The organism is Pseudarthrobacter sp. fls2-241-R2A-127 (assembly GCF_030209355.1).
Taxonomy (GTDB): domain Bacteria; phylum Actinomycetota; class Actinomycetes; order Actinomycetales; family Micrococcaceae; genus Arthrobacter.
Map to the genome: position 1 here is coordinate 154,343 of NZ_JARVSF010000027.1, position 23,903 is coordinate 178,245.

The window sequence follows — 23,903 nt, forward strand, 5'->3', positions numbered from 1 at the left end:
GGTCGAGCGGGTTTGCGTGACTTTTGGCCCGCACCGGCCACTGAAACCCTTTGGTGCCAGGGTGCGCTCGGCGCAACCAGCCTAAAAGTCACGCTTTTCCGCTGATGGCGGACAGCCCCAATGACCGGCGTGCGCCCGGCTTCCGGCCGCCACCGCCACCGTAGAATGGCACCCATGATCGTTGGCATCGGGGTAGACGTAGTAGACATCGAGCGGTTCGGCCGCCAACTGGAGCGCACGCCTGGACTGAGGGACCGGCTGTTCGTCCCTGCGGAGCGGGAGCTGAACACCAGGTCCCTGGCTGCAAGATTCGCCGCAAAGGAAGCAGTGGCCAAGGTCCTCGGGGCTCCCGCAGGGATGAACTGGCAGGACTGCTGGATCGGCCTGGACCACAACGGACCCACAGTCCAGGTCAAGGGCACTGTCCTGGCGGTTGCCGAGGCCAAAGGCGTTAAGCGCTGGCACCTGTCCATCAGCCACGACGGCGGCATCGCCACCGCAACGGTCCTGGCCGAAGGCTGACCCGGCGGCCGCCGCATGATCACCGCCTACACCGGAACGCAGGTCCGGGCAGCCGAGCAACCCCTCCTGGCCGCAGGGCGCGGGGACGAACTCATGCAACGCGCCGCGCACAGCCTGGCCACCGCCGTCGTCCATGAACTCCGGGGACGCGGCACGCGACTGTACGGGGCCAGCGTCGTGGTGCTGGCCGGCAAGGGCAACAACGGCGGCGACGGCCTGTTTGCCGGCGCCTTCCTCGCCCGCCGCGGGATGCGTACGACGGCGGTGCTCACCGGGGACGCGGCCCATCCGGCAGGCCTGGAGGCGTTCGAGCGCGCCGGCGGGCGGGTGCACCGGCTCACCCAAGCGTCCCTTCCCGGACTTGCGGCCGAAGCCGCCCGGGCCGACGTCGTCATAGACGCCGTGCTGGGAACCGGGGCCAAGGGCGGCCTGCGGGAACTGGCCGGAGACTTTGTACGTGCCCTCGCACGCGCCCGGGAGGCCCACGGCGCCCACGGCCTGGTGGTGGCATGCGACCTCCCCAGCGGTGTCGACGCGGACACCGGAGAGACCGCAGGCGAGGTGCTGATGGCGGACGTGACGGTCACGTTCGGGGGAGCGAAGGACGGGCTGCTGGCCGATCCCGGGGCCGACTATGCCGGCCGCGTGGTGGTGGTGCCAATCGGGATTGAAGACTATTTCCCGAAGCCCTCCTTGCGCAGGCTTGAAGCTGCCGAGATGGCCCGCTTGCTGCCGCACCCCGCCAGGCGTGCCCAAAAGTATTCGCGGGGCGTTCTCGGGGTGGTGGCAGGCTCCGAAGACTACCCGGGCGCAGCCGTCCTCGCGTGCCGCGGCGCACTGGCCGCAGGCGCCGGCATGGTCCGGTACCTCGGCCCGCCGTCGGTGGCTGACCTCGTCCGCCAATCGTGCCCCGAGGTCGTCTGCAGCACGGGCAGCGTCGCGGAAAACCGCGTGCAGGCCTGGCTGGTGGGCTCCGGCATGGGCCCGCAGGACCACGAACAATTGGCCCGCGCCCGCGATGCTTTCACCTCCGGGCTGTCGGTAGTTGCCGACGCCGGCGCGTTGCCGGCTCTTCCGGACGCTCTCGCACCGCACGTGGTGCTGACCCCGCATGCCGGGGAGCTCGCGTCGCTGTTCCAGCGCCTCGGCGGCGTGGAGGACCGGGAGTCCGTGGAAGCGGGCACCCTCGCTGCTGTCCGACACGCTGCGGACCGTACCGGTGCCACCGTCCTGCTCAAGGGGGCCACCACGCTGGTGGCAGCCCCATCCGGGGAGACCTTCAGCCAGGCGGACGGCACCCCCTGGCTGGCCACGGCCGGGAGCGGGGACGTCCTGGCCGGCGTCATTGGCGCGCTGCTGGCCCAGGCCGGGGCCGCCGTCGAACCTTTCCGGCAGCTGGGCATTGACGACGACGGCCGCTGGGCCGCCCTGGCCGCGCTCGGAGCCGCGCTGCACGGGCGCGCCGGTACGGCGGCGTCGGAGGCCGCGGCCGGCGGACCCATCACGGCAGGCAGCATTGCGGATGCCATACCCGAAAGTTGGGGTAAAGTCAGCATGCTTAGTAACTCTGGGCCCGGAAACGTAATAGTCACAGCCAACCACTACGGTAGGCAATAGTTCGCACCGGCAGCAGGGGCGTTCCGTTGCCCTCTGCTGCTGACCAACAAATGAGGAGCACGATGGAAGTCTGGCCTGGAACTGCCTACCCGCTGGGAGCTACCTTTGACGGCACCGGCACCAATTTCGCCCTGTTCAGCGAACGGGCCGAGCGGGTCGAACTCTGCCTCCTGGCCGATGACCTGACCGAGACCCGGATCGAACTGACCGAGGTGGACGGCTACGTGTGGCACTGCTACCTGCCCCACATCCAGCCCGGCCAGAAGTACGGCTACCGGGTACACGGTCCCTACGACCCCGCCAGCGGAAACCGCTTCAATGCCAACAAGCTGTTGATGGACCCGTACGCCAAGGCCATTCAGGGCCAGATCGACTGGGACCCGGCACTGTTCTCCTACGAATTCGGCGACCCGGATTCCCGCAACGACGCCGATTCCGCCCCGCACACCATGCACGGCGTTGTCATCAACCCCTTCTTCGAATGGGACGGCGACCGCCAGCTGCGGATCCCGTACCACCAGTCCGTCATCTACGAAGCCCACGTCAAGGGCCTCACCGAGCTCCACCCGGAGATCCCCGAGGAGCAGCGCGGCACCTACGCCGGCGTGGCGCACCCGGCCGTGATCGAGCACATGAAGAAGCTTGGCATCACCGCCATCGAGCTCATGCCCGTCCACCAGTTCGTCAATGACGGCACCCTTGAAGAGAAGGGGCTCAACAACTACTGGGGCTACAACACCATCGGCTTCTTCGCGCCGCAGAACACCTACAGCTCCACCGGCGACGTCGGGCACCAGGTCCAGGAATTCAAGGCCATGGTCCGCGACCTGCACCGCGCCGGCATCGAAGTGATTCTCGACGTTGTCTACAACCACACCGCCGAAGGAAACCACCTCGGCCCCACGCTGTCCTTCAAGGGCATCGACAACCAGGCCTACTACCGCCTGGTGGACAACGACCTCAAGCACTACATGGACTACACGGGCACCGGTAACTCGCTCAACGTCCGGCACCCGCACTCCCTGCAGCTGCTCATGGACTCCCTGCGCTACTGGGTCACCGAAATGCACGTGGACGGCTTCCGGTTCGACCTCGCCTCCACCCTGGCCCGCGAGTTCTACGACGTCGACAAGCTCTCCACCTTCTTCGAACTGATCCAGCAGGACCCGATCGTGTCCCAGGTCAAGCTCATCGCCGAGCCGTGGGACGTTGGTCCCGGTGGCTACCAAGTGGGCAACTTCCCGCCGCAATGGACAGAATGGAACGGCAAATACCGCGACACCGTCCGCGACTTCTGGCGCGGCGAACCGGCCACCCTGGGCGAATTCGCATCCCGGCTGACCGGCTCCGCGGACCTTTACGAGAGCTCCGCCCGCCGCCCGGTGGCCTCCATCAACTTTGTCACCGCCCACGACGGCTTCACCATGCGGGACCTGGTGTCCTACAACGAGAAGCACAACGAGGCCAACGGCGAAGGCAACAACGACGGCGAATCGCACAACCGGTCTTGGAACTGCGGCGTTGAAGGCGACACGGACGATGACAAGGTCCTGACCCTGCGGGCGCGCCAGCAGCGGAACTTCATCGCCACCCTGATGCTCTCCCAGGGCGTCCCCATGCTGCTGCACGGTGATGAGCTGGGCCGCACGCAGCAGGGCAACAACAACACCTACTGCCAGGACTCCGAGCTCAGCTGGATCCACTGGGAAGCGATGGACCAGCCGCTGGTTGAGTTCACCGCGTTCGTCAACAAGCTCCGGCACGACCACCCCACGTTCCGCCGCAGCCGCTTCTTCGACGGCCGTCCGGTGGTACGTGGCGAGGGCGAAAAGCTCCCGGACATCGTCTGGCTCAAGACGGACGGCACCGAGATGCGGCCCGAGGACTGGGGCAGCGGGTTCGGCCGGACCATCGGCGTGTTCTATAACGGCGACGGCATCCAGGAGCAGGATTCACGTGGCCGGCGCATCACCGACGACAGCTTCATCATGGCGTTCAACGCCCACGACGACGTCGTGGACTTCTGCATCCCGTCAGACGAGTACTCCCAGTACTGGGAAGTCCTGATCGACACGGCGGCACAGGCCGACGCCTATGAGCCGCTGAAGGCAGGCGCCACCCTGAAACTGGACGCGAAGTCCATGGTGGTGCTGCGCGCCTACTCCGGCCCCGAAGCCGAGGTGGACACCTCTGCAGCGGCGTCCTTGGCCTCCATGGCTGAGCACGAGGAAGCACAGGAAGAGATGGTGGAAGCCCAGACCAAGGCCGCGGAAGCCAGCGAGGCGCGGGCAACCGAAGCCACCAACGCAGCCGACGACAAGGCAACCGAAACGGGTGCCACAAAGGCAACCGACAAATGAGGACGCCAACTTCCACTTACCGGCTCCAAATCCGGAGCAGCTTCACCCTCTTCGACGCCGCAGAGAAGGTCCCCTACCTGAAGGACCTTGGTGTCGACTGGGTGTACCTGTCTCCCATCCTCACGGCGGAGCAGGGCTCGGACCACGGCTATGACGTGACCGACCCCTCCGCCGTGGACCCGGACCGGGGCGGCCCCGAGGGCCTCCTGGCCCTGTCCAAGGCAGCCCGCGAGCACGGCATGGGCGTCCTGGTGGACATCGTGCCCAACCACGTGGGCGTGGCCTCCCCGCCGCAGAACCCGTGGTGGTGGTCGCTGCTGAAGGAAGGCCGCGAGTCCCCGTACGCCGAAGCGTTCGACGTCGACTGGGACCTGGGCGGCGGCAAGGTCCGGCTGCCCATGCTGGGCTCAGACGCCGACCTGGACAAGCTGGAGGTCAAAGACGGCGAACTGCGTTACTACGACCACCGGTTCCCGCTGGCCGAAGGCACGTACAGCGAGGGTGACTCCGCGCAGGACGTGCATTCGCGCCAGCACTACCAGCTGATGGACTGGCGCCGCGCCGATGCCGAGCTCAACTACCGCCGCTTCTTCGCGGTGACCACCCTGGCCGGTATCCGGGTGGAAGAACCCGCCGTGTTCGAAAAGGCACATGCAGAGGTGGGCCGCTGGTTCACCGAAGGACTGGTGGACGGCCTGCGCGTGGACCACCCGGACGGCCTGGCAGATCCGTCCGGCTACCTCCGCTGGCTCAAGGACCTGAGCGGCGGCGCTTACGTCCTGGTGGAAAAGATCCTGGAGCCGGGCGAAGTGCTGCCCCAGGACTTTGCCTGTGAGGGCACCACCGGCTACGACGCACTGGCTGACGTGGACCGGGTGTTTGTTGACCCTGCCGGGCAGCAGGCCCTGGACGCCCTGGATGCTTCGCTGCGGGGTACCCCTGAGCCGGCCGACTACGCGGAGATGATCCGCGGGACCAAACGCATGATCGCCGACGGCATCCTGCGTTCCGAGGTGCTGCGGCTGGCACGGCTTGTCCCGGAATCCCACGGGATCACTGTGGACCAGGCAGCCGACGCCATCGCGGAGATCATTGCCTCCTTCCCGGTCTACCGGTCCTACCTGCCGGTGGGCGCCGACGTCCTCAAGGAAGCGTGCGAGTCCGCCGCCGCCCACCGGCCCGACCTTGAAGTAGCGGTGGGAACCCTCCTGCCGCTCCTGCTGGACCCTGCCAACCCCATCGCCATCCGGTTCCAGCAGACCTCCGGCATGGTCATGGCCAAGGGCGTGGAAGACACCGCGTTCTACCGCTACACGCGCCTGGGCACCCTGACCGAGGTGGGCGCCGAACCCACCGAGTTCGCCGTGGCGCCCGAAGAATTCCACCGGCGCATGCAGCGGCGCCAGCAGGACCTGCCGCTGTCCATGACCACCCTGTCCACCCACGACACCAAACGCAGCGAGGACGCCCGGGCCCGGATCTCGGTCATCGCGGAACTTCCGGGGGAGTGGGCCCAAACCTTGGAGACGCTCCGGGGCCTGGCGCCGATTCCGGACGGGCCCTACGAAAACCTGCTGTGGCAGGCAATCGTTGGTGCGTGGCCTGCCAGCCGGGAACGGCTGCAGGGCTATGCGGAGAAGGCGGCGCGCGAGGCCGGCAACTCCACCAAGTGGACCGATCCCAACGAGGACTTCGAAGCCAAGGTCAAGGCTGCCGTTGACGCAGTGTTCGACGACGCCAAGGTCGCCAAGGTGGTTGAGGACTTCGTGGCCCGCATCGATGCCCTCTCCGCCGCCAACTCGGTCTCGGCAAAGTTGGTCCAGCTGACCATGCCGGGCGTGCCGGACGTCTACCAGGGCAGCGAGTTCTGGGAACGGTCACTTACCGACCCGGACAACCGCCGGCCCGTGGACTTCGCCGCACGCGAAACAGAGCTGGCAAAGCTCGACGCCGGCACGTTGCCGGCCGCGGGCACAGAAGCCAGCAAGCTCCTGGTCACCTCGCGGGCATTGCGCCTGCGCCGGGACCGGCCAGAGCTGTTCGAGGGCTACACCCCGGTGGCGGCCAACGGTGCCGCGGCAGGGCACCTGCTCGCGTTTTCCCGTGGCACCTCGGCATCGTCCGGCGCGCTGACCCTGGCAACCCGGCTCCCCGCCGGACTGGAAGCCGCGGGCGGATGGCGGGACACCGCCGTCGACCTTTCCACTGCCATGCATGACGAACTGACCGGCGCCAGCTTCGGGCCGGGCCGGGTTTCGGTCGCGGAGGTGCTGGGTACCTACCCCGTGGCCTTGCTGGTCCCTGTGGATGGAGAAAAAGCATGACCGTGGTCAACGTTGGCTCCGAGCGCTTCGATGTGTGGGCGCCGGAAGCTGCATCGGTGGTGCTGCTGGCCGACGGCCGGCAGTACCCCATGCAGAAGAAGGAAACTGCTCCCGGATCAGAGGGATGGTGGACCGCGCCTGATGCTCCCGGCGGCAACGACGTGGACTACGGCTACCTGCTGGACGGTGACACCCACCCCATCCCGGACCCCCGGTCCCGCCGCCTCCCCGACGGCGTGCACAACCTGTCCCGCACCTACGATCCTGCCTCCTTCGCGTGGCACGACACGGACTGGCGCGGGAAGGACCTGCAGGGGTCGGTGATCTACGAACTCCACGTGGGCACCTTCACACCCGAAGGAACCCTGGACTCGGCCGTGGAGAAACTGGGCTACCTGGCGGACCTGGGCATCGACTTCGTGGAACTGCTGCCGGTCAACGGCTTCAACGGAACCCATAACTGGGGCTACGACGGCGTCCAGTGGTACGCAGTGCACGAGGGCTACGGCGGCCCGGCCGCGTACCAGCGGTTCGTGGACGCCGCCCATGCCGCCGGTCTCGGCGTCATCCAGGACGTGGTCTATAACCACCTGGGACCCAGCGGCAACTACCTGCCCAAGTTTGGCCCGTACCTCAAGCAGGGGGACGCCAACACCTGGGGCGACTCCGTGAACCTGGACGGGCCGGGCTCGGACGTAGTGCGCGAGTACATCCTGGACAACGCGGCCCTGTGGCTGCGGGACTACCACGTGGACGGCTTGCGCCTCGACGCCGTCCACGCGCTGCGGGATGAGCGCGCGGTCCACATCCTGGAGGAACTCGGGGCTTTGGGCGACGCCGTGTCAGCCGCAACCGGGCTGCCCAAGACCCTCGTCGCGGAATCGGACCTTAACAATCCGCGCCTGATCTATCCGCGCGATGCCAACGGGGACGGCTTGGCGGGGCAGTGGAGCGACGACTTCCACCACGCGGTGCACGTCACCGTGAGCGGCGAAACCACGGGCTACTACTCCGACTTCGAATCCCTGGCCGTCCTGGCCAAGGTGTTGAAAGACGGGTTCCTGCACGACGGCAGCTACTCCAGCTTCCGCGGCCGGCACCACGGGCGGCCCATCAACGCCTCCTTGGTGCACCCCGCGGCACTGGTGGTCTGCAACCAGAACCACGACCAGATTGGCAACCGGGCCACGGGGGACAGGCTCTCGCAGTCCCTGTCCTACGGGCAACTGGCCGTGGCCGCGGTGCTGACCCTGACCTCGCCGTTCACGCCCATGCTGTTCATGGGCGAGGAATACGGGGCCTCCACGCCGTGGCAGTTCTTCACGTCGCACCCCGAACCGGAGCTCGGAAAGGCCACCGCGGAAGGGCGCATCAGGGAATTCGAACGCATGGGGTGGGATCCCGCCGTCGTACCCGATCCCCAGGACCCGGAAACCTTCCGGCGCTCCAAGCTGGACTGGGCCGAGGCCTCCACCGGCGATCACGCGCGGCTCCTTGAGCTGTACCGGTCGCTGACGGCGCTGCGCCGCGGGTATCCGGAACTGGCTGCCCTCGGTTTTGGTGAGACAGAGGTTTGGTTCGACGACGACGCCGGCTGGTTGCGGTTCCGGCGCGGGGCCGTCGAGGTTCTGGTCAACGCCTCCTCGGACGCCAAGGTCCGGCTCGACGCCTCGGGCACGGTCCTCCTCGCGACCGACGAAGGGACCGGGTTCGACGACGGTTCGCTTGACCTCGCGCCGTGGAGTGCCGCGATCCTTAAGTCCTGAACCTGGAAGTTGCGCCGCGGGCCTGGCCCGCGGCGCAACTTTTTCTGCTGAGCGCTAACATCTCCTGGGTGGCACAGCTCACAGGTGGCAGGATGGAACGTATGACTTATTCTGCAGCGGAGAACCGCTACGAATCCATGCCCTATCGCCGAGTCGGCCGAAGCGGCCTCAAGCTCCCGGCCATCTCCCTGGGCCTGTGGCACAACTTCGGGGACGACAAGCGGTTCGAGGAGCAGCGCGATATCCTCCGACGGGCGTTCGACCTCGGCGTGAACCACTTCGACCTTGCCAACAACTACGGTCCCCCGGACGGCTCCGCTGAGACCAACTTTGGCCGCCACCTCAAGGACGACTTCAAGCCCTACCGGGATGAATTGGTCATCTCCACCAAGGCCGGCTACTACATGTGGCCCGGCCCCTACGGTGAGTGGGGCTCCCGCAAGTACCTGATTTCCAGCCTCGACCAGTCGCTGCAGCGCATGGGGCTGGAGTACGTGGACATCTTCTACAGCCACCGGCCCGATCCCGAGACGCCGATGGAAGAAACCATGGGTGCCCTGGACTACGCTGTCCGGTCCGGCAAGGCACTCTATGCGGGCATCTCCTCGTACACTCCCGAGCAGACCCTTGAAGCCGCCCGCATCCTCAAGGAACTCGGTACGCCGCTGCTGATCCACCAGCCCAGCTACTCGATGCTCAACCGCTGGACCGAGAACGGATCGCCCAACCTGTACGAGGCGCTGGACCAGGTGGGAGCCGGCTCCATCGCCTTCTCGCCGCTGGCGCAAGGCATGCTTACCGACCGCTACCTCCACGGCATCCCGGAGGATTCCCGTGCCGCCAAGGCCAGGTTCCTTTCCGAAGACTCCATTACGGAGGAGAAGCTGGACCGGGTCCGTGGGCTTCGCCGCATTGCCGAGGGCCGCGGGCAGTCACTGGCCCAAATGGCCATCGCGTGGATCCTGCGGGACCAGCCGAAAGGCTCGCCCGTCACGTCCGCCCTGATCGGTGCCTCGAGTGTTCGGCAGTTGGAGGACAGCCTGTCCGCCATCAACAACCTCAGCTTCTCCGCTGACGAACTGAATGCCATCGATGAATTTGCGGTGGAATCGGACATCAACCTCTGGAAGCAGAACGCCTGACCGGTCTTTTTTTTCGTTACACGGCGGGACCGGCGGAACAACCGCCGCTCCCGCCGTGTTGGGTAGAATGTAAAGGCGCCGTGCGGCGCCGTGCCAGCCGGCCGCCGTCGGACTTCCTGCGGAGCCATACCCGGCCGGTTGACGTTTGTTCCCAAAGGAGTTTTGTGTCTTCACATCCGATCCGTGTTGCAATCGTTGGCGTGGGTAACTGCGCCGCTTCGCTGGTGCAGGGCGTCCAGTACTACAAGGATGCCGACCCCGCGGAGACCATTCCGGGCCTGATGCACGTTGAGTTTGGCCAGTACCACGTGGGTGACGTTGAGTTCGTTGCCGCGTTTGACGTTGACGGCAAGAAGGTCGGCGTTGACCTTGCCGACGCCATCCTGGCCAGCGAGAACAACACCATCAAGATCGCTGACGTCCCGCCCACTGGCGTGACGGTCCAGCGCGGCCACACCCTGGACGGGCTCGGCAAGTACTACCTTGAGACCATCGAGGAATCCACCGAAGAGCCCGTGGACGTTGTCCAGGCGCTCAAGGACGCCAAGGTCGATGTCCTGGTCTGCTACCTGCCCGTGGGCTCGCAGCAGGCTGCGGAGTTCTACGCCCAGGCCGCGATCGACGCCGGCGTGGCATTCGTCAATGCGCTGCCGGTCTTCATCGCCGGGACCAAGGCCTGGGCTGACAAGTTCACCGCTGCGGGCGTGCCGATCGTGGGTGACGACATCAAAAGCCAGATTGGTGCCACCATCACGCACCGCGTCATGGCCAAGCTGTTCGAGGACCGGGGCGTCACCCTGGACCGCACGTACCAGCTGAACGTCGGCGGCAACATGGACTTCAAGAACATGCTGGAGCGGGACCGGCTGGAGTCGAAGAAGATCTCCAAGACCCAAGCCGTGACCTCCAACGTCGAGGCGGAACTGGCGGCGAAGGACGTGCACATCGGCCCGTCCGACTACGTGCAGTGGCTTGATGACCGCAAGTGGGCCTTCGTGCGCCTGGAGGGCCGCAACTTCGGTAACGCCCCGGTGTCCCTCGAGTACAAGCTCGAGGTCTGGGACTCGCCGAACTCGGCCGGCGTGATCATCGACGCCATCCGTGCGGCGAAGATCGGCCTGGACCGCGGCATCGGCGGCCCGCTGACCTCGGCGTCCAGCTACTTCATGAAGTCCCCGCCGGAGCAGTTCAACGACGACCTCGCCCGCGAAAAGGTCGAAGCCTTCATCCGCGGCGACCTCGAACGCTAAGCTGCTTTCCCGGACGCTCCCTCACCCTTCCCGGGTGGGGGAGCGTTCCCGTTTAACACGCGCCATCACTTCCTGCAGGTTCCCCACCGGCGCCCCACCACTTCCCACGGTTTTCCCCTGGACGCGCCATCTTTTCCTGCGGCCTTTCCCTGGACGCGCCATCTTTTCCTGCGGTTTTTCCCTGGACGCCCCATCTGGTGAGTCACCCGTTACTGACAAAGCCTGCTGCGTAAGGGTGGTCCCGGCGGGCCGTGCGGAGGTGCCGTTTGATGATTCCCGTCGCTCGTTCAAAGCCGTCGCGGACGTCGGCTTTACCGAAGACAATGACTGTCCACCCAGCTGCTTCGAACGCTTTGTCCCGCCGCCGGTCGCTGAACTGCTGGGCTTCGAGAAGGTGATGCCCGCCGTCGTACTGCATTGCCAGCTGGCGGTAACGGTAACCAAGGTCGGCGGTTGGAGAGGCTGGATCACCCGGCCGAAGTGCGAGTTGCAGGTCGGGCTCCGGCAGGTTCGCGTCCAACATGGCTAGCCGCAGTAGGGATTCGGGTGCGGAATCAGCACCCACCCGCATCAGCTCCAGTGCCTCCCGGGCGCGGACGATGCCTTGAAGATTGGGGTGGCGTTCCACCAAGGTGCGGAGCCCCTCCAAGGTGTCGTAAGGCTCAGATCTGTCCTCGAAATGGGCCCGAGGGATGCGAATGATCTGATCTCCGAGGCAGACCAAGTCGGCCAGCGACAGCCGGCGGGCCAAGTCGAGCCATGTCCGCGAACGAGTACTCATTCGGATGCCCTCCACAATCTCAATCTCGTCCTCCGATGCGATGACGTTGTGTGGAATCACACCCCTGCGGCGGACTTGAGGTAACTGTTTCGGTTTACTCAAATGCAATTCCGTTGAGTCGGACAGCCATGGCGGCAGCAGTTGGCAATGCAGACGCGCGGCTGTGACGTGCGAAATCCAAGCTCCCGGCGAAACTTCGGACAGGGCTCGTGCAGCGTCCTCCAACTCGAATCTCCACGCCGACGGGCGGTACAACCCTCTACTCACATGGACTACGTCGTTCCTTCGCAACCTGCTTGGAGTCAAGCCTGCAGCCATCGCGGAAGTGAATGTGAACGGGGCACCTGCCAGGTGAGTGGGCAGTCCAGTACGACTATGCATGCTGGCATTCTGGCTTAGCCGGCGTTAACTCCGCAGAAGTTATCCACAGGTCACTGTTGGAAATCGGCGGGTGGTGGTGGGGCGTTGGGGGGATGGCGGCGGGTGGTGGTGGGGCGTTGGGGGGATGGCAGCGGAAGGTGGTGGGGCGTTGGGGGGGGAAGGCGGCGGGTGGTGGTGGGGCGTTGGGGGGGAAGACGGCGGAAGGTGATGGCGCGTTGGGGTCCGTTTAGGTGAGGCCTACGGGGTTGCCGTCGTCGTCCACGTCCATCCGGAGGGCTGCCGGCACAGCGGGGAGGCCAGGCATGGTCATCACGGCACCAGTCAGCGCAACGATGAAGCCCGCCCCGGTCTTGGGCAGCAGGTCGCGGACGTGGACGGTGAAGCCCTTGGGGGCGCCCAGCCGGGAGGCGTCATCGGTGAAGGAGTACTGCGTCTTGGCCATGCACACGGGCAGCGAACTCCACCCGTTCCGTTCGATATCGGCCAGGCGTTTCAACGCCGGCACGGAGAAGTCCACCCCGTCCGCCCCATAGATCTCCTGGGCAATGGTTCGGATCTTGTCCTCCACCGGCAGGTCCAGCGGGTACAAGTGCCGGAAGCTGCCGGGAGCGTCCACCGCCTGCGCCACCAGCGCCGCGAGCTCGTCGCCGCCGTCGCCTCCGCCGCCCCGGCCCCAGACGTCGGCAACAGCGGCACGCACACCCTCCGCGGCGCACCAGGCCAGCAGCCAATCCAGTTCCTCCTGCGAATCGGACGAGAACTTGTTGATGGCCACCACCGGGGTGACCCCGAACTTCTCCACGTTGCGGACATGCCGGCGCAGGTTCGCCGCGCCGGCCTCAAGCGCGGCCAGGTCCGGGCGGGTCAACGAGTCCTTGGCCACGCCACCTTGCATCTTGAGGGCCCGGACCGTAGCCACCACCACGACGGCGGAGGGCGCCAGGCCGCCGTACCTGGCCTTGATGTCCATGAACTTCTCGGCCCCCAGGTCGGCACCGAAACCGGCTTCCGTCACCACGAGGTCCGCCAGCCGCCGGGCGGTCTGGGTGGCGATGAGCGAATTGCAGCCGTGCGCGATATTGGCGAACGGGCCGCCGTGCACCAGCGCAGGAGTCCCCGCGATGGTCTGCACCAGGTTGGGCTTGACCGCCTCCTTCAAAAGCAGCGTCAAGGCACCCTCCACGCCCAGGTCCGCCACCGTCACCGGGGCCCGGTCGTAGGTGTAGCCGAACGTGATCCGGCCCAGCCGCGTCCGCAAATCCGTCAGGTCCTTGGCCAGGCAAAAAACGGCCATGACCTCGGACGCCACCGTGATATCGAACCCGTCCTGGCGCGGGACGCCCTGCGAGGGGCCGCCTAAGCCAATCACCACTTCCCGCAGGGCGCGGTCGTTCATGTCCAGGACGCGCTTGAAGGTCATCCGGCGCGGATCGATGTTCAAGGCGTTGCCCTGGTAGATGTGGTTATCCACCAACGCCATGAGTGCGTTGTTGGCCGAGGTGATGGCATGGAAGTCGCCGGTGAAGTGCAGGTTGATCTCGTCCATGGGCAACACCTGGGACAGCCCGCCGCCCGTGGCGCCGCCCTTCATGCCCAGGACGGGACCCAGCGAAGGCTCCCGCAGGGCAATCATCACCTTGTGCCCGGCGCGTGCCAGGGAGTCCGCCAGCCCCACGGTGGTGGTGGACTTCCCCTCGCCGGCTGGGGTGGGGGACATGGCGGACACCAGCACCACTTTGCCGTGCGGTTCTGGCGCCGCAAGCCGGGCCGGATCAATCTTCGCCTTGTAGCGCCCGTACAGTTCCAGGGCGTCGGCGTTGATCCCGGCCGCAGCAGCGATCTCCCCGATGGGCCGGATCCGGGCAGCGCGGGCAATCTCAAGATCCGAAGGGAGACCAGACATCATAGTCCTTTCCTGTACCGGCCGGCGCCGGACACCTGCCCCTAAGCTAACAGCACCCGGGCCGGCTCCGGGGGAACAGCCGTCAGCGGAAGCGGCTGTCGACGCAGGAACGGAAGGTGGTCAGGAGGCGGGCACGGCGGGGGCGAGGCGGTGCCCGGAGTAATGGTCGACGGCGGCGTGGTAGCTTTCGAGCGTGATGGCCGCTGTGCGCTGCCAGCCGGAGCTCTGGGCACGGATGGCGGCTGCCCGGCCAAGGTCTTCGCGGGTCGCGGGGTCGTCGTACAGGGCTTCGAGTGCATCCGCCCAGTCCGCCGCGTGGTGCCCGTCCACCAGCAGCCCGGTCCGGCCGTGGAAGATGGCCCGCGACAGTCCGCCCACCCGGGTGGCGACCACGGGCGTGCCGCAGGCCTGGGCCTCAAGCGCCACCAGCCCAAAGGATTCACTGAAGGAAGGCATCACCACCACGTCCGCCGCGCGGAACCAGGATGCGAGCTCAGGTGCCTTCACCGGCGGAAGCTGGGTGACGACGTCGTCCATTCCCGCCTCCGCAACCAGGCACCGCAGGTTGAATTCCTTGTTGCCGCTCAAGGCACCCAGGATGGTGACCCGAAGGTCGATGTCCGGGCGGCGTTTCCGCAGCAGCGCCGCGGCCTTGACCAGGACCTGCGGACCTTTGAGCCGTTGGATCCGGCCGGCGAACACCAAATGGAAGGTGTCGGGGCTGACGCCGTGCTGCGCCCTGGACCGTGCCCGGAACGCCGGGGTGAAGGTGCTCAGGTCCACCCCGGGCGGCGCGATGTCGATCTGGTCATAGGAAGCACCGTAGTGGGACACGAGTTCGGCGGCCTCGGAACTGGTGTTGGCGATGAGCCTGGCCGCGCCCTCCACGATGCGGTGCTCACCGAGTTCGCGCCGGCGGGGTTCGGGCTGTTCGCCGGACTCCAGCAGCAGGTTCTTCACCTTGGCCATGGTGTGCATGGTGTGCACCAGCGGAACGTCCCAGAGCCGTGACAGCTCCAGCCCGGCGACCCCGGACACCCAGTAGTGCGAATGGATGACGTCGTACCGGCCATGCGGCTGGCGGCGGCGGATCTGTTCGATTTCCGCCACCATGGCGTGCAGCAGCCCGGGAAGCTCCTCTTTGGCGACCTTGGTGGGCGGCCCTGCCATGACATTGTGGACGCACACGCCCGGATCCGGATGTTCGACGGCGGGCTGGTCGGCGGAGGTGGCGCGCGTGAAGATCTCCACCTCAACACCCGCTTCTGCCAGTGCCGAGGCCAGTTCACGGATGTAGACGTTCATCCCGCCGGCGTCACCTGAGCCCGGCTGTTCCATGGGCGAGGTGTGGAGGGAGAGCAAAGCGACCCTGCGGATCAGTGCCACGGGACCTCCTTCCGGCCACCGGCGCGCGTCAGCGGAGCCGGTCGAGTGCACATCCGATAAAACATTACTCCTTCACCCAACGCCCACTGCCCGCCCAGATCTTCCCCAGCGCCGGAAACGCCTGCTCGTAGCCGGCCAGCAGACTGGCGGCCAGCTCCGTGGAAGCCACAAGCGGGTGCCCGGCGAAGGCCTGCAGGGCGGCGTCCCGGTTGCCCTCGGCTGCGGCCTGGACGGTGAGCCGCTCCACGTCCTTGACCTGCCGGAGGAGTTCAAGTTGCGGTCCGGCGGGCGCTTGCTGGGGCATCGGGAGGGCGCCGGCGGGGGTGACGGTGCAGGGAACCTCGACGACGGCGTCCAAGGGCAGGCCGGGGATGGCCGGTTGGGCAATGCCGGGGACAGCCGGGGCCGGCAAGGGAGCGTGCCGTTCCGGGGACGCATCGGCGGATTGCCCGGCCGGCGGGAGGGCGTTGCGGGTGTTGAGGATCAGCTGGGTGTCCCCGCCGCCGGCGAGGGCGCGCATGGCTGCCAGGGCAACACGCTCGTAGCCGCCGCCGGCAAGGTCTTCCTCGTTCCGGCGCTCGCCGGCACCCCGGGCTTCGGCCAGGTACCCCTCTTCACGGGACCGGCGCGCTTCCTCCCACAGCCGGTAGGCGTCCGGGCCGGCCGCTGCCAGCCGGGGATACAGGTCCTGCTGCTGGCCGTGGATGGCCTCACCCCGGGTCTGTTCCATGGCCAGCATTGCCTGCCGGGCGGCGTCGTGCCGGTAGTAGTAATACAGGTACTCGTTCGGCAGCAGCCCCAGGCCGGCCAGGAAAGGCTGCGGGAACAGCCTGCCCTCTTCGAACGACTGCAGGGCAGCGGCGTTGGCCAGCAGGGCGGGCAGCACATCCCGGCCGCCGGACTCCAGCCGGTACAGCCAGCCCAGGTGGTTCAACCCGAAGTAGCCCACGCCGTCGAGCCTTCCCGCCGGCAAGGAAACCCCTGCCGCTGCTGCTGCCCGCTGCACCAGGCCGCCGGCTGAATCGCAAATTCCGATGACACGCTGCCCCAGCACCGGGAGCAGCGCCTCCGTGACCATCCCTGCCGGATTGGTGAAATTAATCAGCCACGCGTCGGGGCAGTGTTCGCGCATCAGCCGGGCCAGGTCCAGCATGGGCGGGATGGTCCGCAGGGCATAGGAAATCCCGCCGGCGCCCGTGGTCTCCTGGCCCAGCAGCCCGAGGCGCTGGGGTACTTTTTCGTCGGCGATCCGGCCCGCCGTTCCGCCCGGCCGGATCGCGGCGAACACCATGGCGGTGCCGGCCAGGGCGCCGGCAAGATCGGTGGTGGAGTGAACGGGAAGCCGGGCACCGTGTCCGCCGGGCATACTGCCCAGGACCGTGGTGATGGCCTTGAGCCGGGCAGGGTCGACGTCGTACAACACCACCTCGGTGACCAGCCCGGAGAAGCGGCCGGAGGTCAGTGCCCGGTATATCAAGGGCACGCGAAAACCCCCGCCGCCCGCAATCAGAAGCCGCATACCATGCAGTCTAGGACCCGGGCCGGACAGCTTGTCCACACCGTCCTTGCGCCCCTACCGCAGCATGGCGCCACGGCGTATTGTGCCGAACATGGACGCGATTCCCGCACGCCCGTTCGACCCCCTGGCCGCAGTCCGTTCACCCGTCGAGCCGGGATTCGATCTTTTGCTGGCCGGAACCGTCTTCCAGGACATCATCTTCACCGGCCTGCCACACGGGCCGCAGCCCGGCACGGAAGTCTGGAGCGACGGCATGGGCAGCTGTCCCGGCGGGGTGGCGAACCAGGCCATCGCCGCCGCCAGGCTGGGCCTCCGCACCGGGTTGGCGGCAGCATTCGGCGATGACGGGTACGGCGATTTCAACTGGAAGATCCTGTCCAGCCAGGAACATGTGGACCTCAGCCTCTCCCGCCGCGTCCCCGGCTGGCATTCCCCGGTGACGGTATCCCTGTGCGTGGACCAGGACCGCTCAATGGTCACGCATGGGCATTCCGCGCCGGTGACCAACTCCGAGCTGATCGGAGACCCTCCCCGGGCGCTCGCCGGCATCGCGGAGCTGGGCGTGGAAGTTGAACCATGGGCCGAGGCAGCCCATGCGGCCGGAATAAAGCTGTTCGGTGACGTGGGCTGGGATCCCAGCGGGGAGTGGGCGCCGGTGCGGCTCGAGAACCTGCAGTACTTCCACGCGTTCCTGCCCAACCAGCGCGAGGCCATGGCGCTCACCGGGAAGGACAACCCCTGGAGTGCCCTCTACGCGCTGGCAGACCGGGTTCCGGTCGCCGTGGTGACGCTCGGGGCCCAGGGCGCGATGGCGGTGGATTCTCTCACCGGAGAGGAGGAATGGGTGCCCTCCCTTCCGGTCAAGGCACATGATCCCACCGGGGCCGGCGACTGCTTCGACGCAGCGTTCATCGTGGGTACCCTGGCCGGCTGGCCGCTGGGGGACCGGCTGCGGTTTGCCAACCTGTGTGCCTCACTGGCGGTCCAGGAGGTGGGCGGTTCGCTGGCGGCCCCGGGCTGGGGGGACATCGCCGACTGGTGGAAACGCGCCAACGCCCGCCCCGAACGGCAGACAAGCCAGTGGCTTCGGCGGTTCGGCTTCCTCGCGGAGATCGTCCAGGATGTTCCGCTCGCTGCCCAGCGCAGGGCGGCCGCCACTATCGCGCATCTGTCGGACGCCTGAGGCGCCCAGGCTGCAGCCGATTATTCGGCGCGAAGTGCCCGCACTAGAATCACTTAGGTGACTTACCCCGCAACAACCGGTGAATTCAGTGCTGCCTCCGGGCCGGACCCCCGCCACGAACGGTCCGCCGTGATCGACCTGGACGCCATCCGGCACAACGTCCGCCGGCTGGCCGGCGCCGCTTCCCCTGCGAAAGTCATGGCCGTGGTCAAGGCTGACGCTTACGGGCACGGCGCCGTACCCGTGGCCCGCGCGGCCGTGCAAGCGGGCGCGTCCTGGCTGGGGGTAGCCCACATTTCCGAGGCCCTCGCGCTCCGGGCTGCCGGCATCGACGCGCCGCTGCTTGCCTGGCTGCACACCACCGACAGCAACTTCGGCGCCGCCGTTGCCGCCGGCGTCGACATTGGCTGCTCCGGGTGGGAACTGGAACGGATCGTTGCCGCCGCCCGCGAGCAGGAGCGCCCCGCCCGGGTGCACCTCAAGGTGGACACCGGCCTGGGGCGCAACGGCGCCACCCCCGAAGCCTGGGACCGGCTGGTGGGCGAAGCCGTGGAGTACCAGGACCAGGGGCTGCTGCGTGTGGTGGGAATCTTCTCCCACCTGGCCGTGGCCGATGAGCCGGACCGCCCTGAAACCGACGACCAGTTGGCGGCGTTCCGGGAAGCGCTGGCCATTGCCGAGGACGCGGGCGTGGACCCGGAAGTCCGGCACCTGGCCAACACCCCCGCCACCTTGTCCCGGCCGGACACCCACTTTGACCTGGTGCGGGTTGGCCTGGGCATCTATGGGCTGTCGCCGTTCGAGGGGCAGACGTCGGCGGAGCTTGGCCTCCGCCCTGCCATGACGCTGCGTACCCTGGTGTCACAATGCAAGCGGGTCCCCGCCGGGCAGGGGGTTTCCTACGGCCTCCACTACCGGACCAGGGAGGCCAGCACCCTGGCGTTGATTCCGCTGGGGTACGCCGACGGTGTCCCGCGCGTCGCCACCGGAGGTCCCGTCCGCGTCGCCGGAAAGACCTACCCCGTGGTGGGCCGGATCGCCATGGACCAGATGGTCATCGACCTCGGGCCCGAAGCACCCGGCGGGGCGCTGCAGGGCGCGGAAGCCGAGCTCTTCGGGGAGGGTGCCGACGGCGGCCCCACAGTTGACGACTGGGCGCGCGCCGCCGGGACCATCAACTACGAAGTAGTTACCAGGATCAGCCCCCGGGTTCCGCGCCGCTTCATCAACGAGGACCAGCCGGCCGGCAGCACCAACGGCCTGGCTGGCGTACCCGGTGCGGCGGGAGCGGCATGAGCAGCACAGGGCAGCCGGCCGCCAATTGGGAAGAGACGTTGACGGCGACGACGGCGGAGCAGACACAGGCGTTCGGCAGGCATCTGGCGGAGGTACTCCGGGCCGGAGACCTGCTGGTCCTTTCCGGCGAACTGGGCGCCGGGAAGACCACCTTTACCCAAGGCCTGGGGGAGGGGCTGGGCGTCCGCGCAGGCATCATCTCACCCACCTTCGTCCTGGTCCGCATCCACCCCAACCTGGCCGACGGCCCGCGTCCCGGCGGCCCGGACCTGGTGCACGTGGATGCCTACCGTCTGGGCTCTGCGGCGGAAATCGATGATATCGACCTCGAGAATACGATGGACTCGTCGGTGACCGTGGTGGAGTGGGGTCACGACCGGGTGGAGCACCTGAGCGAGAACCGCTTGGAGATCGACCTGCACCGTGCGATTGGCCTTGCCAGCGCCGGAGAGGCTTCCGGTGAGGCAGGGACCAGGAGCGGGCCGTCCGGAACCCTGGACTTTGACGACGACGACACTGACGAACCGCGCACCATCGTGGTGCGCGGATACGGGCCCCGCTGGGCAACAGCACCTGCGCTGGGCGGCTTTGAAGGGGGACTCCCATGCTGATCCTCGCCATTGACACTTCCGCTGTGGCTAGCGCCGCCCTGGTCTCCGACGACGCGCCCGAAAGCGTGATCGCGAGCTTCGCGACGGCGGATACCCGCAGCCACGCCGAGGTACTGGCCCCCGGGATCGAGGCCATGTTGTCCGAGGCCGGAGTCAGCGGCGCGGACATCGATGCCCTGGTAGTGGGTGTCGGTCCCGGACCGTTTACCGGGCTGCGATCCGGCATTGCCACGGCCCGGACGCTGGCGTTTGTCTGGGGCAAGCCCCTGCACGGGCTGGTGAGCCTCGATGCCGTGGCCCTGCAAGTGGCCGAATCCACCGCCGCTGTGCCGGAATTCCTGGTGGTCACCGATGCCCGCCGCAAGGAGGTCTACTGGGCCCGCTACAGCTTGGCCGACGGCCAGTTGCCCCTGCTCCAGGACGGCCCGCACGTCAGTGTCGCCGCGGAGCTGCCGGACCTGCCTGCCTTCGGTGCCGGCGCAGGGCTGTACGGCGACGTTGTGGAAGCCCACCCGGAATTCGCTGCCGAGCAGCCGGACGCGCTGTACCTCGGCCAGTCCGCCCTCGCCAGGCTGGCCTCCGGGGAAGCCCTGTTGGACTCAACCCCCCTGTACCTGCGGGAGTCGGACGCCCAGGTACCCGGACCACGGAAGCGGGCACTGTGAGCACCATGCCGGATCCGCAGACGGCGGAGATCACGGTCCGCGACATGACCTTGGACGATGTTCCCGCCGTGGGGCTCCTCGAACACAGGCTCTTCCCGATCGATGCCTGGCCCGTTCAGATGTTCCTGGACGAGCTGTCCCAGCCGGAAACTCGCCGCTACCTGGTGGCAGAGGGCGGCGACGGCATTGTGGGCTACGCCGGCCTGATGTGCATCGAACCCATTGCCGACGTGCAGACCATCGCCGTCGTCCCGGAGTACGAGGGACGAGGCATCGGCAGCGACCTGCTCACCCGGCTCATCGGGGAGGCCCGCCGCCGTGGCGCCGCGGACGTCCTGCTCGAAGTCCGGGCGGACAATCCGCGGGCCCAACAGCTCTACCTGCGGTTCGGTTTCGAACAAATCCACATCCGTCCGCGCTACTACCGCGACGGGGTGGACGCCCTGATCATGCGGCTTCCGCTTGCCGAGCCTCACCCTGAAGGACACGACGCAACGGTAGCAGGCAAGCAATGAACCGCACGCAGCCCCTGGTACTGGGCATCGAATCTTCCTGCGATGAGACAGGAGTGGGGGTGGTCCGCGGCACCACCCTCCTGGCCAACACCGTTTCCTCCTCGATGGACGAGCATGTCCGGTTCGGCGGGGTCATCCCGGAGATTGCCTCCCGGGCACACCTGGACGCCTTCGTGCCCACCCTGGAGCAGGCACTGGCGGACGCCGGCGTACGCCTGGCCGACGTGGACGCCATCGCGGTGACGTCCGGCCCTGGGCTCGCGGGCGCTCTTATGGTGGGTGTCTGCGCCGCCAAGGCGCTCGCCGTCGCCACCGGCAAGCCGCTGTACGCTATCAACCACCTGGTGGCCCACGTTGGTGTCGGCCTCTTGGACGACCGGGCAACCGGGAAGAACCAAGACCTGCCCGCCAACCTGGGCGCCCTGCTGGTATCCGGCGGCCACACCGAGATCCTCCGCATCAACAGCATCACCAGTGATGTGGAGCTCCTGGGCGCCACCATCGACGACGCCGCCGGCGAGGCGTACGACAAGGTGGCCCGCATCCTGGGCCTGGGCTACCCCGGCGGGCCTGCCATCGACAAGGTGGCCCGCAACGGCAATCCCAAGGCCATCCGCTTCCCCCGCGGACTGACCCAGCCCAAGTACATGGGCACGGCTGACGAACCAGGCCCGCACCGCTACGACTGGTCCTTCAGTGGCCTCAAGACGGCGGTGGCCCGGTGCGTGGAGCAGTTCGAGGCCCGCGGGGAGGAGATCCCGGTGGCCGACATCGCCGCCGCGTTCCAGGAAGCGGTGGTGGATGTGATCTCGTCCAAGGCAGTGCTGGCCTGCCGCGAGCACGGAATCAAGGACGTCCTGCTGGGCGGCGGGGTGGCGGCCAACTCACGGCTGCGGGAATTGACCGGGCAACGCTGCGCGTCCGCCGGTATCAGGCTGCACGTCCCGCCGCTGGACCTGTGCACGGACAACGGCGCCATGGTGGCCGCCCTCGGTGCGCAACTGGTGATGGCCGGCGTGGAACCCAGCGGAATCGGTTTCGCCCCGGATTCGTCGCTGCCCGTCACCTCGGTATCGCTCCCGGCCTGAAACCCTGGCCCCGGCGAACCGTCGCGGGGCACTTTGGCGGCGCCGCCATCGGACATCACGACGGCGGCCGGCGTGTCCGTGTCGAAGTGCCCCGTTTCGGGACGGCGGGGATCAGGCGGTGGGGCCGTTTCGCATTTGCTTGACCAGGTCCAGTACCACGGCCTGAAGGTTTCCGCCGTTCTCCGCTGCAATGCGACGCTGGCGCTGGTACCCGGCGCCGCGGCGGATGATCTTCTCCACGTCGGCGAGTTCGTCTGAGCAGCGCAGCTTGGCCGCCACAGGCTCCAGCCGGTTCAGCGTTTCCAGCAGGTGGTCGGTGACCAGCTGTTCCTTGCCGGCGGCGTCCAGGATGATGATGGCGTCCATGCCGTACCGGGCGGCGCGCCACTTGTTTTCCTGTACGTGCCACGGCGGCATGGTGGGAATGGTGCCGCCGTTGTCCAGGATGGTGGAGAACTCATCCACCAGGCACTGGGTGAGGGCGGCGATGGCCCCTACTTCCTCCAGCGTCGCCAGGCCGTCGCAGATGCGCATCTCAATAGTGCCCAGGGCCGGCACGGGCCGGATGTCCCAGCGGATCTCGGAAATGGTGTCGATGACACCCGTGGTGAACATGTCCTGGACGTAGGCCTCGTATTCCTCCCAGGACTTGAACTGGAAGGGCAGGCCCGCGGTGGGTAGCTGCTGGAACATCAAGGCCCGCTGGGACGCGTAGCCGGTGTCTTCACCGCCCCAGAAGGGACTGGACGCAGAGAGCGCCTGGAAATGCGGGAAGTAGTTGACCAGGCCGTCCAGGACAGGCAGCGCCTTGTCCCGGCGGTCCAGCCCCACGTGGACGTGGACGCCGTAAATGACCATTTGCCGTCCCCACCACTGGGTCCGGTCGATCAGCTTGGCGTAGCGCGCCTTGTCCGTGACCGGCTGCAGCTGGGGAGGGCTGAACGGGTGGCTGCCCGCGCAGAACAACTCCACGCCCATGGGATCGGTGATTTCGCGGACAGCGGCGACAGACCGGTTGAGGTCCTCTTTGGCTTCGGCGGCGGTCTCGCAGATCCCGGTGACCAGTTCCACGGTGTTGAGCAGCAGTTCCTGCTTGATGTGCGGGTGTTCGTCGTCTTCGTTGAGTTCCGGGTGCCGGGAGGCCACGCCGCGGAGTACCTGGTTGGCGACGGAAGCGAGCTCGCCCGTCTTCCCGTCCACCAAAGCGAGCTCCCACTCAACACCGAGGGTTGACTGCCTCGATGACGCGAAGTCGATCTTCACACGTTTCCTTACTGTCCGGTTGCCGCTGGCTGGTGCCGCTCACAGGCTGCAGCCGGCAGGCGAACGGATGGTCCAAGTCTAGTCCAGGGGTAGCATCGTACTGATGGCTCCGTTACCGCTGCGTCTCAGCCCCGCCAAATCCTTTCCCCTCATCCTGGCTTTGTCAGCCGTTGCCCTGAGCTCCTGCACAGCCTCCCCGAGTGCCGCGCCGCCGTCGTCCGCCACGCCTTCAGGCGCTGCGTCCGCCCCGGAAAGTACGACGCCGGCAGGACCGTCCGCTTCATCCTCGCCGGACCCGGGTTCCCGGCCTTTGGGGTGGGGTCCGGAGCAA

18 protein-coding genes are annotated in these 23,903 nt (G+C 67.3%); 13 read left to right on the top strand and 5 right to left on the bottom strand.

Annotated features, from left to right (window positions below):
• Positions 1-174: 174 nt before the first annotated feature.
• The 7 genes from QRN53_RS16950 to QRN53_RS16980 all read left to right on the top strand — a co-directional run bounded on the left by QRN53_RS16950 (position 175) and on the right by QRN53_RS16980 (position 10,981).
• A complete protein-coding gene (locus tag QRN53_RS16950) occupies positions 175-522 on the top strand; it encodes a holo-ACP synthase (RefSeq protein ID WP_013601780.1) in 348 nt (115 codons plus the stop codon).
• Positions 523-537: 15 nt separating this feature from the next.
• Positions 538-2,139, top strand: a complete 1,602-nt coding sequence (locus QRN53_RS16955) for an NAD(P)H-hydrate epimerase (RefSeq protein WP_285244977.1) — start codon at positions 538-540, stop codon at positions 2,137-2,139.
• 62 nt (positions 2,140-2,201) lie between these two features.
• Complete coding sequence (glgX, locus tag QRN53_RS16960; protein ID WP_285244978.1) at positions 2,202-4,499, top strand: glycogen debranching protein GlgX; 2,298 nt, start codon at positions 2,202-2,204, stop codon at positions 4,497-4,499.
• A complete protein-coding gene (gene treY, locus QRN53_RS16965; protein WP_285244979.1) occupies positions 4,496-6,823 on the top strand; it encodes a malto-oligosyltrehalose synthase in 2,328 nt (775 codons plus the stop codon). The genes glgX and treY overlap by 4 nt, the downstream gene beginning before the upstream one ends.
• On the top strand, positions 6,820-8,589 hold the full coding sequence (treZ, locus tag QRN53_RS16970) for a malto-oligosyltrehalose trehalohydrolase (protein WP_285244980.1): 1,770 nt from the start codon (positions 6,820-6,822) through the stop codon (positions 8,587-8,589). The genes treY and treZ overlap by 4 nt, the downstream gene beginning before the upstream one ends.
• 101 nt (positions 8,590-8,690) lie before the next feature.
• A complete protein-coding gene (gene mgrA / locus QRN53_RS16975; RefSeq protein ID WP_285244981.1) occupies positions 8,691-9,731 on the top strand; it encodes an L-glyceraldehyde 3-phosphate reductase in 1,041 nt (346 codons plus the stop codon).
• A 164-nt stretch (positions 9,732-9,895) separates the two neighbouring features.
• Positions 9,896-10,981: an inositol-3-phosphate synthase gene (locus QRN53_RS16980; RefSeq protein ID WP_285244982.1), complete on the top strand. Its 1,086-nt coding sequence runs from the start codon at positions 9,896-9,898 to the stop codon at positions 10,979-10,981.
• A gap of 202 nt (positions 10,982-11,183) precedes the next feature.
• Here QRN53_RS16980 and QRN53_RS16985 read toward each other — a convergent pair whose 3' ends face one another.
• The 4 genes from QRN53_RS16985 to QRN53_RS17000 all read right to left on the bottom strand — a co-directional run bounded on the left by QRN53_RS16985 (position 11,184) and on the right by QRN53_RS17000 (position 16,951).
• The gene (locus QRN53_RS16985; protein WP_285244983.1) at positions 11,184-12,143 is read right to left on the bottom strand and encodes a PDDEXK family nuclease; all 960 of its coding nucleotides are present in this window, start codon (positions 12,141-12,143) and stop codon (positions 11,184-11,186) included.
• A gap of 226 nt (positions 12,144-12,369) precedes the next feature.
• Positions 12,370-14,046, bottom strand: a complete 1,677-nt coding sequence (locus tag QRN53_RS16990) for a formate--tetrahydrofolate ligase (protein ID WP_285245005.1) — start codon at positions 14,044-14,046, stop codon at positions 12,370-12,372.
• A gap of 120 nt (positions 14,047-14,166) precedes the next feature.
• Positions 14,167-15,432, bottom strand: a complete 1,266-nt coding sequence (gene mshA, locus QRN53_RS16995; RefSeq protein WP_285244984.1) for a D-inositol-3-phosphate glycosyltransferase — start codon at positions 15,430-15,432, stop codon at positions 14,167-14,169.
• A gap of 64 nt (positions 15,433-15,496) precedes the next feature.
• Positions 15,497-16,951, bottom strand: coding sequence for a family 4 glycosyl hydrolase (locus QRN53_RS17000; RefSeq protein WP_285244985.1), 1,455 nt, complete (start codon positions 16,949-16,951; stop codon positions 15,497-15,499).
• Between the two features lie 91 nt (positions 16,952-17,042).
• Between QRN53_RS17000 and QRN53_RS17005 the strand changes: the two genes are divergently transcribed.
• From QRN53_RS17005 to tsaD, 6 genes are read left to right on the top strand one after another with little or no spacing between them, the layout of a single operon-like run.
• Entirely contained in the window at positions 17,043-18,134 is a 1,092-nt protein-coding gene (locus QRN53_RS17005; protein WP_285244986.1) for a carbohydrate kinase family protein, read from the top strand.
• Between the two features lie 57 nt (positions 18,135-18,191).
• A complete protein-coding gene (alr, locus tag QRN53_RS17010) occupies positions 18,192-19,430 on the top strand; it encodes an alanine racemase (RefSeq protein ID WP_285244987.1) in 1,239 nt (412 codons plus the stop codon).
• Positions 19,427-20,041 (top strand): tRNA (adenosine(37)-N6)-threonylcarbamoyltransferase complex ATPase subunit type 1 TsaE, encoded by a 615-nt coding sequence (gene tsaE / locus QRN53_RS17015; protein ID WP_285244988.1) that lies wholly within the window; start codon positions 19,427-19,429, stop codon positions 20,039-20,041. The genes alr and tsaE overlap by 4 nt, the downstream gene beginning before the upstream one ends.
• Complete coding sequence (gene tsaB, locus QRN53_RS17020) at positions 20,035-20,706, top strand: tRNA (adenosine(37)-N6)-threonylcarbamoyltransferase complex dimerization subunit type 1 TsaB (RefSeq protein ID WP_285244989.1); 672 nt, start codon at positions 20,035-20,037, stop codon at positions 20,704-20,706. Before tsaE ends, tsaB begins: the two co-directional genes overlap by 7 nt.
• 5 nt (positions 20,707-20,711) lie before the next feature.
• The gene (rimI, locus tag QRN53_RS17025; protein WP_285245006.1) at positions 20,712-21,221 is read left to right on the top strand and encodes a ribosomal protein S18-alanine N-acetyltransferase; all 510 of its coding nucleotides are present in this window, start codon (positions 20,712-20,714) and stop codon (positions 21,219-21,221) included.
• Positions 21,218-22,309 (top strand): tRNA (adenosine(37)-N6)-threonylcarbamoyltransferase complex transferase subunit TsaD, encoded by a 1,092-nt coding sequence (gene tsaD / locus QRN53_RS17030; RefSeq protein WP_285244990.1) that lies wholly within the window; start codon positions 21,218-21,220, stop codon positions 22,307-22,309. Before rimI ends, tsaD begins: the two co-directional genes overlap by 4 nt.
• 111 nt (positions 22,310-22,420) lie before the next feature.
• On the opposite strand, the gene QRN53_RS17035 is transcribed toward tsaD, so the two are convergent.
• The gene (locus QRN53_RS17035) at positions 22,421-23,572 is read right to left on the bottom strand and encodes a glutamate--cysteine ligase (protein ID WP_285244991.1); all 1,152 of its coding nucleotides are present in this window, start codon (positions 23,570-23,572) and stop codon (positions 22,421-22,423) included.
• Positions 23,573-23,903: the final 331 nt, after the last annotated feature.